This window comes from Clostridium sp. (assembly GCF_032552055.1).
Taxonomy (GTDB): Bacteria; Bacillota; Clostridia; order Clostridiales; family Clostridiaceae; genus Clostridium.
The window spans coordinates 16839-32232 of record NZ_JAWGSV010000009.1 but is presented as its reverse complement, the minus strand read 5'-3'; the positions used below and the strand labels follow the sequence as shown (position 1 = coordinate 32232).

Annotated in this window: 14 protein-coding genes; 11 read left to right on the top strand and 3 right to left on the bottom strand. The window is 28.6% G+C overall.

Annotated elements, in window-relative coordinates; all coding sequences use genetic code 11:
• Window positions 1–92: 92 nt before the first annotated feature.
• Window positions 93–251 (bottom strand): DUF6132 family protein, encoded by a 159-nt coding sequence (locus E6248_RS01560; RefSeq protein ID WP_316339095.1) that lies wholly within the window; start codon window positions 249–251, stop codon window positions 93–95.
• Window positions 252–561: 310 nt separating this feature from the next.
• Here E6248_RS01560 and E6248_RS01555 point away from each other — a divergent pair, with 310 nt between their 5' ends.
• The 4 genes from E6248_RS01555 to E6248_RS01540 all read left to right on the top strand — a co-directional run bounded on the left by E6248_RS01555 (window position 562) and on the right by E6248_RS01540 (window position 4053).
• Complete coding sequence (locus tag E6248_RS01555) at window positions 562–1041, top strand: Rrf2 family transcriptional regulator (protein WP_316339094.1); 480 nt, start codon at window positions 562–564, stop codon at window positions 1039–1041.
• Window positions 1042–1219: 178 nt separating this feature from the next.
• Window positions 1220–1858 (top strand): nitroreductase family protein, encoded by a 639-nt coding sequence (locus E6248_RS01550; RefSeq protein ID WP_316339093.1) that lies wholly within the window; start codon window positions 1220–1222, stop codon window positions 1856–1858.
• A 204-nt stretch (window positions 1859–2062) separates the two neighbouring features.
• On the top strand, window positions 2063–3043 hold the full coding sequence (locus E6248_RS01545; RefSeq protein ID WP_316339092.1) for an LLM class flavin-dependent oxidoreductase: 981 nt from the start codon (window positions 2063–2065) through the stop codon (window positions 3041–3043).
• Between the two features lie 119 nt (window positions 3044–3162).
• A complete protein-coding gene (locus E6248_RS01540) occupies window positions 3163–4053 on the top strand; it encodes a hypothetical protein (protein WP_316339091.1) in 891 nt (296 codons plus the stop codon).
• Between the two features lie 201 nt (window positions 4054–4254).
• Here E6248_RS01540 and E6248_RS01535 read toward each other — a convergent pair whose 3' ends face one another.
• Together E6248_RS01535 and E6248_RS01530 are read right to left on the bottom strand one after the other, a co-directional pair.
• The gene (locus E6248_RS01535; RefSeq protein WP_316339090.1) at window positions 4255–5196 is read right to left on the bottom strand and encodes an alpha/beta fold hydrolase; all 942 of its coding nucleotides are present in this window, start codon (window positions 5194–5196) and stop codon (window positions 4255–4257) included.
• 18 nt (window positions 5197–5214) lie between these two features.
• Entirely contained in the window at window positions 5215–5811 is a 597-nt protein-coding gene (locus tag E6248_RS01530; protein ID WP_316339089.1) for a Crp/Fnr family transcriptional regulator, read from the bottom strand.
• A 410-nt stretch (window positions 5812–6221) separates the two neighbouring features.
• On the opposite strand from E6248_RS01530, the gene E6248_RS01525 reads away from it, so the two are divergent.
• The 7 genes from E6248_RS01525 to pheA all read left to right on the top strand — a co-directional run bounded on the left by E6248_RS01525 (window position 6222) and on the right by pheA (window position 15060).
• Window positions 6222–6878, top strand: coding sequence for an HAD hydrolase-like protein (locus tag E6248_RS01525; protein ID WP_316339088.1), 657 nt, complete (start codon window positions 6222–6224; stop codon window positions 6876–6878).
• Window positions 6879–7078: 200 nt separating this feature from the next.
• Complete coding sequence (gene cls, locus E6248_RS01520; RefSeq protein ID WP_316339087.1) at window positions 7079–8503, top strand: cardiolipin synthase; 1425 nt, start codon at window positions 7079–7081, stop codon at window positions 8501–8503.
• Between the two features lie 593 nt (window positions 8504–9096).
• Complete coding sequence (aroF, locus tag E6248_RS01515; RefSeq protein WP_316339086.1) at window positions 9097–10110, top strand: 3-deoxy-7-phosphoheptulonate synthase; 1014 nt, start codon at window positions 9097–9099, stop codon at window positions 10108–10110.
• A 276-nt stretch (window positions 10111–10386) separates the two neighbouring features.
• Window positions 10387–11442, top strand: a complete 1056-nt coding sequence (gene aroB / locus E6248_RS01510; protein WP_316339085.1) for a 3-dehydroquinate synthase — start codon at window positions 10387–10389, stop codon at window positions 11440–11442.
• Between the two features lie 144 nt (window positions 11443–11586).
• The gene (gene aroA / locus E6248_RS01505) at window positions 11587–12876 is read left to right on the top strand and encodes a 3-phosphoshikimate 1-carboxyvinyltransferase (protein WP_316339084.1); all 1290 of its coding nucleotides are present in this window, start codon (window positions 11587–11589) and stop codon (window positions 12874–12876) included.
• Window positions 12854–13936: a chorismate synthase gene (aroC, locus tag E6248_RS01500; RefSeq protein ID WP_316339083.1), complete on the top strand. Its 1083-nt coding sequence runs from the start codon at window positions 12854–12856 to the stop codon at window positions 13934–13936. The genes aroA and aroC overlap by 23 nt, the downstream gene beginning before the upstream one ends.
• Window positions 13936–15060, top strand: coding sequence for a prephenate dehydratase (gene pheA, locus E6248_RS01495; protein ID WP_316339082.1), 1125 nt, complete (start codon window positions 13936–13938; stop codon window positions 15058–15060). The genes aroC and pheA overlap by 1 nt, the downstream gene beginning before the upstream one ends.
• Window positions 15061–15394 lie beyond the last annotated feature (334 nt).

Sequence of the window (15394 nt, the reverse complement as noted above, 5' to 3'; positions counted from 1 at the left end):
CTTCATTTTTAATTTTTAATTCTTAATTTGGGCTGTTTGTGAGACAGCCCTTTTGTTTTTTTTAGTATATTAATATACTTATTGATATAGTTTTAAGAAGCAAATAATAGACCCATTATAGAACCATATATGATAGAAGCATATGGATTCGAAGTTATTGGACATGTTCCACTAGCACAACCAATTTTTTTATAATATAAATAACCTAATGATCCACCAATAATTGGAGCAATAATATATTTTACCATCATCAAAAATCTCCTTATTATATAAATAAAATTTTATGTATTTACTATATTAAATTAAAACTATTATTTTTTATGTAACTTAATTACAGAAGTATTTATTTAGTTAAGGTATTATTAGAGCTACTTTTTTTGAGGTTTTTTTTTATAGTAATCGCACTAATGTAAAAAATGGTATTAAGAGAAGCTAGCTGATGAAATAGAAAAGTTGACTTTAAAATGCACTTTATGATAAACTAAAGTGGATAATAATTATCCTAGTTATCTAAAATAAATAAAAATTATAAAAAAGGTATGTATAAAGGTGGTGCTTATAATGAAGATGAAAACTGGGGTTGAACAGTCTGTGTATGCAATACTTATTTTGAATATGTTACCAGATAAGGCTGTATTACCAGGAGAAGCAATCAGTCAGCAATTGGGTGCCTCTTCAACATATTTTCAAAAATTATTAAGAAAGTTAGTTAATGCAGATTTGATTATTTCTGTTCCAGGTGTTAAGGGCGGATTTAGATTAAGTAAAAGACCAGAAGATATTAGGATATATGATATATATCTTGCTATAGAAGGACAGCAATCTCTTTATTATTCTAGAGGTGTGTTAAATGATATGCTTGAATTAGAATGTGAAGATGGAGGATGTTTGCTAACAGGATTAATGAATGAAGCTGAGAAGTCTTGGAAATCTGTACTTAAGGGTGAAACAATAGCATCCTTATATGAAAAAATGAAAAATGATTTTAAGCCTAAAGTACAATCCTTAGAAGAATGGATAAAAGAAAATATGGTTTTGTAATAAAAGCATCATATATATGTCTTAGGATAATGCTTAATAAACTCCATTAATTTATTAAATATTATTGGAGAGAATGGATCCTAATCAAATACTTAAGTAATTAATGAACATATTAATCAAAACTCAAGGTGACATTAAGAAAATCTTATAAATAATATGAAAAGAAGGGAAATTAAATATGAGAAATACACAAGAGGTTAATGATTTTAATGAAATTTTAAGGGGACGACGTTCAATTCGTACCTATGATACATCTGTAAAGATAAGCAAAGAAGAGATGGCAGAAATACTTGAAGAAGCAACACTTGCACCTTCTTCACTTAATATGCAGCCATGGCGTTTTCTTGTAATTGAAAGCGAGGAAGGGAAAGCAAACCTTGCTCCACTTGCAAGATTTAATCAACTTCAAGTTAAAACATCTTCAGCAGTAATAGCTATATTTGGAGATCTTAAGAATTTTGATTATAGTGAAGAGATTTACAGTAAGGCTGTAGAGCTTGGCTATATGCCTATAGAAGTTAAGGAAAAACAAATAAGAGGTATTACAGCACATGCAGCAACATTAGATCCACAAGTAAATAAAGAGGCAGTATTGGTTGATGGTGGTCTTGTAGCTATGCAATTAATGCTTGTAGCACGTTCACATGGATATGATACATGTCCAATAGGTGGTTATGATAAGGATAAGATTGCAGAAGTATTTGATATAGATAAAGATCGTTATGTTCCAGTTATGCTTATTTCAATTGGTAAAGCAGCTGACAATGGTTATAAATCTGTACGTCTTCCAATTGAACAAATTGCACAATGGAAGTAATTTAGTTAACCTAGAAATTTTTAAAATTCAAGGGATTTAGAGTTCAGAAAATATGAAATAGTAATGATTTAGAAAGAATCTATCGGTTATTAATATAAAATTCACCCCATAGTTAGGCAGTATAAGAATATCTAGCTATAGGGTGTTTTGTATATTAAGAAAAATAAATAGGAATAGCTATTGAAATAAAGGAGATGTTTAAATATGAAATTAAGTGTTTTAGATCAGGGAATTATATCAAAGGGAAATACAGCTATTGATACTATGAATAATACAGTGGAACTAGCTAGGCTTACAGATGAATTAGGTTATCATAGAATATGGTATTCTGAGCATCATTCTAGTGAAGGATTAGCTTGTACAGCTCCAGAAATATTAGTAGCACATATAGCTTCTGTAACAAAAAATATTCGTGTTGGAACAGGTGGAGTGATGTTAATGCATTATGCTCCTTATAAGGTTGCAGAAGTATTTAATATGCTTAGTACATTAAATCCAAATAGAATAGACATTGGGATTGGTCGTGCACCTGGTGGAGATTATGGAGCTATGCTTGCATTATCTCAAGGGAAAGATCCTGAAATGCATAACTTATATAGTAAAATATCAGAAACACTAATGTATATTAGTAATAATCACCCGAATAAAAAGGCTTTTGCAGCACCTATAGGCTCACCCCTTCTTGAAGCTTGGATGTTAGGTTCAAGTGGAAATAGTGCTGTTCAAGCAGGTAAGCTTGGACTTGGATATTCTTATGCTCATTTTATTGGGGGGAGATTATTAGAATCTGTTTTTGATGAATATAGAAGAAGTTTTATTCCATCAGAATTTATGCAAAAGCCACAAATAAATGTTGGATATTCTGTTGTAGTAGCAGAAACAAAGGAAGAAGCTGAGTTTGAAGCAGCAAGTCTAGATTTAATGTTTTTAAATATAGAAAAAGGTATTTCAAGTTTTCTTGTATCTCCAGAAGAGGCATTAAGTCATTCTTATAGTGAAATTGATAAGATGAGAATTCAAGCTAATCGTAATCGTATGTTAGTAGGATCTTCAAAGGAAATTGCAGATATATTAAGAAGTAACGAAGAAAAGTATGGCATTAATGAGGCTATGATTGTTGGAATAAATTATTCAATAGAATCCAAACTTAGAACATATAAATTATTAGCTAAAGAATTATTATAGTTAATTTAAAATAGGGTTGATGGGTTTTATTTGTATTATTTACTAAATAATCAAAGTAATATATAATCATTTGTATAATTTTTAAATTTGTTTAACTTTATATAATATGGGGGAAGAAAATGTGGTATGAAAAAAGAGGCATTGAAAGTTATATAATTTTTGCTATATTTCCAATGGTAATAAATATGGCTACTAATGCTGTGTATTTTATAAGTGGAAGCTCCTATGAAACTCTAGCGCTTGTGAATGAATTTAATAGGTTTACATTATTTACAATTTTTGTGTGTTGCATCTTGAATTTTTTTACTAAGGAGAAGAAGCTTTCAGAAGAGGAAAAGAAAGAGCTTAATAAGAAAATGTATGGAATGAAGCTATTAAATATAGTATTTATTGGCTATGTAATATTTACAGTTTTTATTGTGAAAAATAGAAGTATAATGGTTTCGGCATTAATTATTTATGCTGGATATATAAACTTATATATGTTAAAAAGGAAGAGAAAAGTAGTTGTTAGACTCTCTGAGACTCAAAAGAATTGGAGAAAATTTTATAATAAACCTTCTTATGAGGATAGTAGTTTATTATGGAAAATTAAACCTATGCTAGTACCTCATGTATCAGTAAGTTTTATTGAAAGAATTAAGCATATTGACTGGATTGGACTTATATTTATAGTGCCATTTCTAAGTGGTTTTAGATTAGTATATTTACCTATGATGATTATTGCTTTTATGTTTACTATTTCAGATATATTATATTTTGTAGATACTATTTTTGGATTATATACTGAAACTGAAGGTATATGTACAGGAGTTATAAGGCAAGAAGGAAGCAGAGGTTCTAGAAGAATATATTACGATATATATGTTACTGACTTTTCAAATAAAAGAGAAATTAAATTTAGACTATATGATTATTGTAACTATAATGACTATGATGTCGTTAAGCTTATACATGGAGGACTTTCTAAGAAAGTTATAGGGCACAAGATTGTAAGCAAGGAATTTTAATTTTGAGAAAAAGCACAAGTATTCTTGTTCGGATATTTTAATGACATCACTTAAAATTAGAAAAGATACTAAAGTATAATTGAGTTAAGTTATAATTGATTTATAAGTATTGAGATAGAAAAAAGGTTCTTAAATAAGTATTTTACTATAATTTTAAAGTTAAAAAGCAAAGTCCAGCAACATATAAATTGCTGGATTTTATTAATCTACATATTTATCTATAAATTGTGAAATGTTTAAATGTAATTGGTCTAAGGCTAGCTCTTCTATAGGATAATGACTTCCCTTTTCTAATTCTACAATTTTAACTGAAACTTGCTTAATTTTATTTAAAAATTCTGTGCTAAGATGTAGTGGAGTCCATTTATCTTCTTTGGGCTGTGTTAATAAAATTGGACAAATACTAAAACTTTCAGGTTCAATATCAGGTATATAAGTCATATAAGTGTAAATGAATTTTAATGGTACACTACTTCCAGCTGAGGTTTTATCTTTTAGCATTACTTTAAGAGCATTCTTATCATTGCATAAAGCATTCATTTTTGAGCAAATAGTCATTTTCATTTTAAAATTTGAAAGACCTATGTTAGAAGATAATTTTGACAATGGAACACCTAATTTGGCCCAAAATATATTTTTAGTAGTCTCATCTCTAACCTTTTGATCTCTTTGATCTAAAAATGTCATTCCAATTATACCTTTTACTTTTTTATTTTTGCAGGCAATATGATAGGTTTCCATACCACCAGCTGATAAACCATAAAGGAATATTGGTCTTGAGTCCTTGCTTAATTCGTAATTGATATAGTCATTTCCTAAATTAATCCAATCATCATATGTAATAGTCATATTTTTATTAATTTCAGTTACACCATAAAGGGGCATATCTATAGCTATTACCTCAAAACCATCTTTAGAAAGTGGACCTCCAATAATGGTTGACATTTGCCTACCATTTGTTCCTACACCGTGAAATAAAATAACTTTTGCTTTGGCATTTTTATTTCTAAATGTATCTAAATGCACCTTATTTCCTTTCCAATTCCACCATTCTTCTTCGGGCTTGTAATTAGAATTGAAATGTAATTTTTGTGGTAAGAATTTTTGGATTTCTTTCCATGATTTTTGTTCAGTATAATTCATACTAAATCTCCCTTCGTATTAATTTTCTTCTTTAATAGTTCTTCTTATTCGGCTTAAGGATTCAGGTGTTATACCTAGATAAGAAGCAATATAATGCTGAGAAACTCTTTCTTTAATATCCTTATATTCTTTTTGAAAAGCTATATATCTTTCTGTTGCACTCATTATTTGAAAAGCATATTCTCTTTGCATCTTATAAAGCAGATTGTTTTCTAAAAACTCCATATATAAACGAGTTAGGCTTTCATTTTGTAAAATTAATTCTTTTAATTCTTTAGCCTTGAATTTTAATGCCGTTATATTTTCTAATGCTTCAAAACCTTGAATACTTTTTTGATTAGAAAAAAGACTTTCTCCTATACAAAAATCATTTTCTTTCATAAAAAATTTGGTGATATCATTTCCTTCTTTATCTAAATAGTAGCTTCTAGCTATTCCAGAAAAGATTATATACACTTCATTTTGATCATCCCACATATTTAAGATCATATCGTTTTTAAGGAAGTGAGCTTCAGAACTTATTTCTAGTATTTTTTCAATTATTTCATTGCTAGGATAGTAATTATTATTACTAAAGGTATTTTTAATTAATTTATATTTATCTTCTTTTTTCAATTAATATCAACTCCAAATTTATTTTATATATTATTGCTAAGAACAACATTAACATTTGTTAATAGTTAAGAAGAATTATTAGATTATGATGTCTTTTTGTATCTTTTTTATTATTATTTTTTCACATAAAATACAGATTGCCTCCATTTGAAACACTGATTTCAATGATATTATATGTCATAGAAGTTTTGAAAGGATAGTAATAGAAATAAATTTGATATTAGTAAGGTTTTCTTATAAAGAGTTTTGTCTTAATTAGGCTAATGATATTAAAAAGTGTTATTGCCTTATGTTATAATTATTATAGTAAATTATTGGAAATGTAGTAGAGAAATTTGGGTTTATAGATGAGATAGATATAAGCAGAAAAATAATTTACATAAGAGATAATGCATTAGAGGAGAATTTTTATGAAATATAAGTGTTTAGTTTTAGACCATGATGATACAGTGGTGAATAGTACTTCTACAATTCACTATCCAGCTTTTTCTTTAGCATTGGAAAAGTTACGTCCTGAAGTGAAAATTTCATTAGAAGAACATTTTTTATATAATTTTGAACCAGGTTTTAGTGTTTATTGTAATGAAGTTTTAGGATTTACAAAAGAAGAAATGGATTTTCAAACAAAGAATTGGTTAGAGTATGTAGATTCTCATATTCCAAAGACCTTCACTGGAATTAATGAATTAATATGGGAGTTTAAAAATAGAGGAGGATATATTTGTGTTGTTTCTCATTCTATGAAGGATAATATTATAAGGGATTATAAAGCAAATGGATTACCAACTCCAGATATGGTATTTGGCTGGGAGGCGTTACCTGAACAGAGAAAGCCTTCTCCATTTCCTTTGCAAAATATAATGAAGGAATTAAAAATATCTTCAAAAGATATGATAATGGTAGATGATTTAAAGCCAGGGAAAGATATGGCAGATAGTTGTGATGTGGATTTTGTTGGAGTAGGATGGGCACATTCTATACCTACAATTATGAGCTTTATGAAGAATAATTGCATTAATTATTGTACTTCTGTAGAGGAGCTTAGAAAGATCCTTTTTGAAGTATAAATGGACATGCTATAAAGGAATATGAGAAATAGAAAGTAAATAAAATAACTTAAATGATATTTTTGATTATTTAAAATGAATAAAAGAACTTATAGCTACCTTTTGGTAGCTTTTTTGTTCTCAATTATTTAATTATTATTTTCTAGAAAAGTAGGTTATAATTAAATGAAGGAAAATTGTTGAAAAATGAGGTGATAATCATGAATAGTTCTATATTGTTAATAATAGCTTATGTAATTAGTATTTTATCAGCAATATCTTTGATTTTCATAGAAAGAAAAGAACCTAATACAACTTGGGCATGGTTACTAATATTGTTTGTATTACCTGGAGTAGGGTTCATTATATATTTGATATTTGGACAGAACTTAAGTAGGCAAAAGATATTTAGAGAAAAAAAGGTTGTAGATGAAAAGAAATCAAAAGTTTTAATGGAAAAGTTTAAGGAAGAAAAAGAGAAGGGAACATCATCTGAATTTATGGAGCTAGTTAGAATGAATTATACTCATTCAGGAGCTTTATATACTGGAGGAAATTCTCTTACTACCTTTATAGATGGGGAAAAGAAGTTTGAAGCATTAATAAATGACATAAGAGACGCAAAAGAATTTATACATATAGAATATTATATATTTAGAATGGATAACTTAGGAAAAACCTTGATTGATGAACTAAGTAAAAAGGTGAAAGATGGTGTAGAAGTTAGATTTGTAGTAGATGCTATGGGATCTAAAAGTATAAGAAATAAAGATATAAAATATATAAGAAGTCTTGGAATTAAGTTTCATATATTCTTTCCTGGAATATTACCTTTGATAAATATACGTCTAAATTTTAGAAATCATAGAAAAATAGTAGTTATTGACGGGGAAGTTGGATATGTAGGAGGATTTAATGTTGGAGATGAATATGTAAATAAAGGTGATCAATTTGATTACTGGAGAGATACTCATATAAGAATAAAGGGGAAAGCAGTAAATGAATTGAATAAAAGATTTATATTAGATTGGGACTATGCTTCAGAAGGTGAGCTTAAAAATTATGATAAGTATTTTAAGTTACAAGAGGACTCAGGTAATATTGGAATTCAAATAGTTTCATCAGGACCAGATCATAAGGAAGAGTATATAAAAAATGCTTATATGAAGATAATTAACAATGCAAAGGAAAGTGTCTATATCCAAACCCCGTATTTAGTGCCAGATGAACCAATGAAGGAAGCATTAAAAATTGCAGCTTTATCTGGAATAGATGTAAGAATAATGGTTCCAGATAAGCCAGATCACTTCTTTATGAAATGGATATTAAGTGCTAATATGGGAGACCTTATGGAGTGGGGTGTGAAATTTTACACTTACCAAAAGGGATTTATACATTCTAAGACAATAGTTTCAGATGGTAAGGTATGTAGCATTGGAACAGCTAACTTAGATATTAGAAGCTTTCAGTTAAACTTCGAAATAAATGCCATTATTTATGATGATAAGTTCTCTAAAGAACAAGAAGATATATTTATTAAGGATATTGAAGATTGTAAGTTAGTAACTATGGAAGAATATGAAAATAGAAGTAGGGCATTGAAGATTAAAGAAGCTTTAATAAGACTTGTTGCACCTATTTTATAGGATAATTAATATGGTAATAAATCTTTTATATATAAGTTGGAATAAAGATTCTACTGTACATTAAGTTACAATTTGTGCTTAAAGCATTTAAAGTAGGTAGCTATCTTGGCAACTTATATATAAATTAAAAAGTGATGCTTTCAATTTAGGTAATTTATTAAAATAACATTTTTAATCTATAATTTTATAAGATTATATGTGTAGTTTATATATTTAAATATAGGATATTAAATTGAAAAAATATTCTTAAAAATATTGACAATGACCTATGGTTTGGTATAATTAGGGAAAGAAATTTTGAAAATAAATTTATGGAGGATTCTTATGAAAGGAATTATAAATAAAGCAGCACAATTTAATAGCTTTTTTTACTTTATATTCTGGGGCTTTTTCTTTAGCGCTGGCTATTTGTTCTGCAAAAAAAATAATAATTCCATTCTTATGAGTGCATAGTATAAATTTATATATTTTTTAAGTAAAATATTTTGATTATTCAAGAGAACTCATAGGAGTTCTCTTTTTTAATATAGAGAGTTATTAACTTTCAAAATAATAAACATAAAAATATAAATAATATAAAGGGGGCTTTATTCATGGTAATAATTTTAAAACCAAGAACAAAACAAGAGGAAATTGATAAGTTAACAAATGAATTAGAAGGAGAAGGTGTTAAGGTTAACCCTGTAATAGGAACAGACCTTATTATCCTTGGATTAGTTGGAGACACTAGCAAAATTGATGCTTTAAAAATTGAGGCCAATGATATTGTAGAAAAGGTAATGCATGTTCAAGAGCCATTTAAGAAAGCTAATAGATTATTCCATCCAGATAATTCAATAGTTGATGTAAATGGAAGTCAAATAGGTGGAAAAAAGCTAGCAATGATAGCTGGACCTTGCTCTGTTGAAAGTGAGGAACAATTAACATTTGTAGCAGAAGAAGTTAAAAAGTTAGGGGCAAACTTCTTAAGAGGAGGAGCATTTAAACCAAGAACTTCTCCATATAGTTTCCAAGGATTAAAATATGATGGATTAGAACTTTTAAAGATTGCAAGAGAAAAAACAGGACTTCCAATAGTAACAGAAATTATGTCACCATATGATATTGAAATTTTCGAAAGAGATGTAGATGTTATTCAAGTTGGTGCAAGAAATATGCAAAACTTCGATTTGTTAAATGAATTAGGTAGAACTAAAAAGCCAATATTATTAAAAAGAGGTTTATCAGCTACTATAGAAGAATGGTTAATGTCAGCTGAATATATTATGGCTGGAGGAAATGAAAATGTAATTCTTTGCGAAAGAGGAATAAGAACTTTCGAAACTTACACAAGAAATACATTAGACTTAAGTGCTATCCCAGCTGTTAAGAAGCTAAGCCATTTACCAGTAATAGTAGATCCAAGCCATGCTACAGGAAAGAGATTTATGATATCTCCACTAGCAAAAGCAGCAGTAGCAGTAGGCGCAGATGGACTTATAATAGAAGTTCACAACAATCCTGAAAAGGCATTATGTGATGGTCCACAATCAATAAGACCAAATGATTACGAAACATTAGTACAAGAATTAAAAGCAATAGCAGCTGCAGTAGGAAGAGAACTGTAGGGTGCTGTTGCACAGTGGAAAATGAAGAGTCAATAAAAAACTATGTTTTTATTGACGTGAAAAAATGAAAAAATGAGTGGTGAAATTCAGAAAATCTGAATTTCTTATAAAGAAATTAGATTTAGAAACTCAGCCAAGCTGAGTTTCCTTCTTCATTCTTTAATTCCTTCATTATTCTTTAATTCCTTCATTATTATTATAAATTCAGCTAGGCTGAATTTAATCTAAAATTGTTAACTGTTAATTGCTAATTATTAATTGAAAGCGGGTGTAGAAATGAAACTATCTATTGATTTATCTCATAGCAAGTATGACATAGTTATAGAAAGAGGCTTATTAAGTAGGATAGGTAAAGAAGTTAAAGAAGTTTTTGTAGGTAATAAGATTTTTGTTCTCACTGATGAAAATGTTGATAAATATTATGGCGATAAGGTGGTTCTGGCTTTAGAAGAAGAAGGATATATTGTTAAAAAGTTTGTTTTAAAAGCAGGTGAAGAAACTAAATCTTTTAATATTTTACCTAAAGCTTATAATGAACTTTTAGATTTTAAGGTTAATAGAAGTGATTTAATATTAACTTTAGGAGGAGGAGTTATAGGAGATTTAGGTGGATTTGTAGCATCTACATATCTAAGAGGTATTCCTTTTATCCAATGTCCAACTACTCTTTTAGCTCAAGTAGATAGTAGTGTTGGTGGTAAGGTAGGAGTAGATTTAGAAAGAGGTAAGAATCTAGTAGGAAGTTTTTATCACCCTAAGAAAGTTATTATAGATCCAGATGTATTATCTTCATTAACTGATAAGTTCTTTAATGATGGAATGGCAGAAGTTATAAAGTATGGATGTATTAAAGATAGTGCATTCTTTAAGAAACTTGAAAGTTTTAACAGTAAAGAAGAAGTTATGAACAATATTGAATACATTATTCACAATTGTTGTAAAATTAAGAAAGAAGTTGTGGAAAAGGATGAAAAAGATACTGGAGATAGAATGCTTTTAAATTTTGGGCATACAATTGGTCACGCTATTGAGCAATATTATAATTTTAGTAAATATACTCATGGTGAGGCAGTTGCAATTGGGATGTATGAAATAACTAAGCTAAGTGAAGCTCTAGGTGAAACTAAAAAAGGTGAATCTGAAATAATAAAAGAAATTTTAATAAAATATAATTTACCTTATAAGTTAGATATAAATATTGATAAAATAAAGGAAGCTATGACTTTAGATAAAAAGAATTTAGGTAAAAAGCTTAATTTAATTTTTATTACTGAAATAGGAAATAGCTTTGTTAAACCAATTGATCAAAGTCAATTATCTATTATTCATTAGTGCTGTTGCACAGGTAAAAGTTAAGAGGTAAGGGGAAGACTCCGTAGGAGTTTTGAAAGTAATTTATTCTAGTAATTCTGAAGGAATTACATCAATAATTGTTAATTGCTAATTGCCAATTGTTAATTAAAGAGGAGGTTTTTTATGAAGATTGAAGTATTAAATACTAAATTAGAAGGAAAGGTTAAGATACCTCCTTCAAAAAGTATGGCTCATAGAGGAATAATTTGTGCTTCTCTTAGTAGTGGAGTTTCAGTAATTGATAATATTGATTATTCAGATGATATTAATGCAACTATAGATGCAATGGTATCTCTTGGAGCAGTTATAGATAAGAATGAAGATAAATTAACTATAACAGGTGCATTTCATAAAGATGCAAAAAGGAAGTCTGCAAGAACAGTTGATTGTAATGAATCAGGATCAACTTTAAGGTTTTTAGTTCCAATATCTTTATTATTTGATGGAATGACTAAGTTTATTGGTAGAGGAAACTTAGGTAAGAGACCACTAGATACTTATTATAATATATTTAAAGAACAAGGAATTAAATATAATGCAGTAGATACTGAGTTAAATCTAATGGTAAAAGGTCGTATAAAGGCTGGAGAATTTGTTCTACCAGGAAATATTAGCTCTCAATTTATAACTGGATTATTATTTACCCTTCCATTATTAGAGGGAGATTCAAAAATAATAATAAGCACAGAATTAGAATCAAAAGGATATATTGATTTAACCTTATCTTGCATGAAGGATTTTGGTATAGATATAGAAAATAACGATTATAAAGAATTTATAATTAAGGGTGGCCAAAGCTATAATTCAAGAAATTATAGAGTTGAAGGTGATTATTCTCAAGGAGCCTTTTATCTTTCTGCAAATGCATTAGGCTCTAAAGTTAAACTTCTAGATTTAAGAGAAGATTCTTTGCAAGGAGATAAGGAAGCAATAGATATTTTAGAAAGAATGGGTTCAAAATTCGAATTTAAAGATAGTATAACTATAAAAGATAATTGTAAATTAAAATCTACATTAATAGATGCATCTCAATGTCCGGATATTATACCTGTGATATCTTTAGTAGCAGCTTTATCAGAAGGAAGAACTGAAATTATTAATGCTGGAAGGCTTAGAATTAAAGAGTGTGATAGATTAAAGGCTGTTGCAACTGAACTTAATAAGCTTGGAGCTAAGATTATTGAAAAAGAAGAAGGTTTAATAATAGATGGAGTAGAAGAATTAGAAGGTGGCATTGAAGTTTGGAGCTGGAAGGATCATAGAATTGCAATGACATTAGCAATTGCAGCTACAAGGTGTAAGAATCCGATAATTATTAAGGATTATGATTGTGTAGCAAAGTCCTATCCAAGCTTTTTTGAGGATTACAAAATGCTAGGAGGAAAAGTAAATGAGTGCAGTATGGGGGAATAATTTAAAGGTTTCTATATTTGGAGAATCTCATGGAAATGCAATTGGAATTAATATAGATGGATTGCCAATAGGGTTTGAACTAGATATGGATAAGATTTTAGAAGAAATGGCAAGAAGAGCACCTGGTAAAAATCAGCTATCTACAGCAAGAAAAGAAGCGGATTTACCTGAGATTTTAAGTGGAGTTTTTCAAGGAAAGACTACTGGGGCACCACTATGTGCAATTATTAGAAATGGAGATACAAGATCTAAGGATTATGAGAAAACTAAGGACTTTATGAGACCTGGACACTCTGATTTTGCAGGTAATGCAAGATACTTAGGATTTAATGATTATAGAGGTGGTGGACATTTCTCAGGAAGAATTACAGCACCACTTGTATTTGCTGGAGCTATATGCAAGCAAATATTAGAAGATAGAGGAATAGTAGTAGGGGCTCATATAGCCTCTGTTAAGGATATTAAAGACAAAGATTTTGACAATATTAATATTTCAAAAGAAGAGTTAAAGGAATTAAGAGAAAAAGAACTTCCTTTATTAGATTCAAAATTAGAAGATAAGATTAAGCATACAATAATGCAAGCTAAATATAATGGAAACTCTGTAGGGGGAACTGTTGAGTGTGCAGTAGTTGGTATTAAGCCTGGGGTTGGAAATCCATTCTTTGATTCTGTTGAATCTACAATATCACATTTAATCTTCTCTGTACCTGCAGTTAAGGGAATAGAATTTGGAAGAGGTTTTGATATTACTACCTTATATGGTTCAGAAGCTAATGATGAATTCTACTATGATGGAGATGTAGTTAAGACTAAGACTAATAATAATGGTGGAATTAATGGAGGTATTTCCAATGGAATGCCAATAGTATTTAAGGTTGCTGTTAAGCCAACTTCATCTATATTAAAGGAGCAAAATACTATAGATATCAAGAATAAGACAAATGTTAAATTCCAAATACAAGGAAGACATGACCCTTGCATAGTTCAAAGAGCAGTACCGGTTATTGAAGCAGTTACTGCTATTGGAATACTTGATTTATTAAAGGGGAGAGAGTAATGGGGAACTTAGAAGATTATAGAAAGGAAATTGACTCCATAGATAGGGAGTTAGTTTCCCTATTTGAGAAGAGAATGAATGTTGCTTTAAAGGTAGGAGAATATAAAAAAGAAAGAAATTTACCTATCTTTCATAGTAAAAGAGAAGAGGAAGTAATAGAAAAAAATATTTCACTTCTTAATAATAAGGACTATAGTGATATAACTAGAGGATTTTTTGAAAATATAATGGAGCTAAGCAGATTCCTTCAAGGAAACTTAATGGATAATTGTAAAGGGAAAAATGAAGAGTTTAATATTGATAAGAATGATGTTATAGGATATCAAGGGGTAGAAGGCTCTTTTAGTGAAGAGGCTCTTATTAAATATTTTAAAGCATACAGTAAGCTACAAAATTATGAAGAGTTTTCTGATGTTTTTAAGGCTTTAGAAAATAATGAAGTAAAATATGCTATTCTTCCAATTGAAAATTCCTATACTGGAGCTATTACTGCAGTTTATGATCTTTTAGTAAAATATAATTTTTATATTATTGGTGAAGAATGTATAAAGATAGATCAACATCTTATGAGTGTTGAAGGTGCAACTTTAGATACTATTAAAGAAGTATATTCTCATACACAAGGCTTTGAGCAAAGTAAGGGATTTTTAAGTAAGTATCCAGCTTTAAGATTAATTCCATATCACAATACAGCAATAAGTGCAAAACATATAGCAGATTTAAAGGATAAAACCAAGGCTGCTATTGGAAGTAAGAGAGCTGCTGATATTTATGGATTAAATATAGTTAAAGAAAGCATTAATGATAAGAAAGATAATCATACTAAATTTATTATAATAGGTAAAGATTTAAATTATGATGATTCTTGCAATAAGGTTAGTGTAGTATTTTCTCTAGATGATAAGGCAGGTACACTATATAGATTATTAAGCCATTTTGCTGAAAATAACATCAATATGATTAAGATAGAATCAAGACCTGACAAACATGAGTCTTGGAAATACTTATTATATGTTGATTTTGAAGGTAATTTAAAAGATGAAACTGTTAAAAATGCTTTAAAACTAATAGAGAAGAATAGTGGATACTTTAAAATCATAGGAAATTATAAGACTAGTAAGTAAAATGCAAAGCACTTTTATTCAAAACTCCGTAAGGAGTTTTTTTCATAATTTTTTATTTTTTGATTCACAAAATATAACTTAGGGAAACCTAGGTTTATTTTTTGCAAAAATAGATATAAAGTAATTTTAAATAATTATATGGGGAAATAAGTAAACTATCATAATATGCATATATAAGATAAAAATATTAGCGTAGATAAGAAAAAAGGGTGAAGAGTAATTTTGTAAGGAGGAAATATACCTTTATTTTAATATTTTAAACTATATATAGGTGATAATTAGTAGAAATAGAAATAATAATGTTAAAGTTTTAATTTGCTATTGAAAATGCATA

Coding starts and splice junctions, on each gene's coding strand:
- aroA (WP_316339084.1), top strand. CDS start 11,587: ATGAAGATTGAAGTATTAAATACTAAATTAGAAGGAAAGGTTAAGATA.
- aroB (WP_316339085.1), top strand. CDS start 10,387: ATGAAACTATCTATTGATTTATCTCATAGCAAGTATGACATAGTTATA.
- pheA (WP_316339082.1), top strand. CDS start 13,936: ATGGGGAACTTAGAAGATTATAGAAAGGAAATTGACTCCATAGATAGG.
- E6248_RS01555 (WP_316339094.1), top strand. CDS start 562: ATGAAGATGAAAACTGGGGTTGAACAGTCTGTGTATGCAATACTTATT.
- E6248_RS01535 (WP_316339090.1), bottom strand. CDS start 5,196: ATGAATTATACTGAACAAAAATCATGGAAAGAAATCCAAAAATTCTTA.
- aroC (WP_316339083.1), top strand. CDS start 12,854: ATGAGTGCAGTATGGGGGAATAATTTAAAGGTTTCTATATTTGGAGAA.
- E6248_RS01545 (WP_316339092.1), top strand. CDS start 2,063: ATGAAATTAAGTGTTTTAGATCAGGGAATTATATCAAAGGGAAATACA.
- E6248_RS01550 (WP_316339093.1), top strand. CDS start 1,220: ATGAGAAATACACAAGAGGTTAATGATTTTAATGAAATTTTAAGGGGA.
- cls (WP_316339087.1), top strand. CDS start 7,079: ATGAATAGTTCTATATTGTTAATAATAGCTTATGTAATTAGTATTTTA.
- E6248_RS01540 (WP_316339091.1), top strand. CDS start 3,163: ATGTGGTATGAAAAAAGAGGCATTGAAAGTTATATAATTTTTGCTATA.
- E6248_RS01560 (WP_316339095.1), bottom strand. CDS start 251: ATGATGGTAAAATATATTATTGCTCCAATTATTGGTGGATCATTAGGT.
- E6248_RS01525 (WP_316339088.1), top strand. CDS start 6,222: ATGAAATATAAGTGTTTAGTTTTAGACCATGATGATACAGTGGTGAAT.
- aroF (WP_316339086.1), top strand. CDS start 9,097: ATGGTAATAATTTTAAAACCAAGAACAAAACAAGAGGAAATTGATAAG.